Origin of the sequence: Sebaldella sp. S0638 (assembly GCF_024158605.1) — a bacterium.
Lineage (GTDB): Bacteria > Fusobacteriota > Fusobacteriia > Fusobacteriales > Leptotrichiaceae > Sebaldella.
Map to the genome: position 1 here is coordinate 1 of NZ_JAMZGM010000125.1, position 595 is coordinate 595.

The following is a 595-nucleotide window of genomic DNA, read 5'->3' on the forward strand; positions in this document are numbered from 1 at the left end:
TGAAAATATTTCTCCAATACGAAAACCATCATCAGTATCATAAAAGAGGATATCTCCTTCACAAATTTCAGTTTTATTATCATCATATGTATTTGTAAATTGCATTAATACAACTTCTTTTAGCAAGAGTCTTCTTGTCCCATTTTCAGAATTTACATCTGAATAATCTAGGTAATTATCTTTAAAATTAATCTGTATAACTTCGAGCATTTCTTTGGAGTGTTTGTTCCATGCTCTGTATTTAATTTCCTTCATTTTTTACCTCCCCAACATAATGTACTTGAAATATTGCTGGAATATAGCAACCAACCTCACCAGATACAGGATGAAATGCTGTAAGAAATATCATTCCGTTTTCTTTCATAAATTCAAATAATTTTTCTGGCTCATCTTCTTTGAAATAATGTTCTTCACAAAAATCTTTTACTTGGTTTCTAAATAGTTCTGGTGTTTCTAATTCGTCGTATTCTAATGTAACTGTTAATTCTATTTCTTTCATTTATTTTCCCTCCTTATTGTTAGCATATCCTGCAAATAGTTCAGAAGAATCAAAATCATCTTCTAAAGGCTCAATATCTACAGTATCGTTATTTCC

2 protein-coding genes are annotated in these 595 nt (G+C 29.6%); both read right to left on the bottom strand.

The genetic code is table 11. The features are described 5' to 3' along the window. The coding region (locus NK213_RS17915) for a YopX family protein (RefSeq protein WP_253351753.1) at positions 1 to 255 on the bottom strand (255 nt) is incomplete at its 3' end. After that, complete coding sequence (locus NK213_RS17920; protein WP_253351754.1) at positions 242 to 499, bottom strand: hypothetical protein; 258 nt, start codon at positions 497 to 499, stop codon at positions 242 to 244. The genes NK213_RS17920 and NK213_RS17915, both read right to left, overlap by 14 nt. Positions 500 to 595 lie beyond the last annotated feature (96 nt).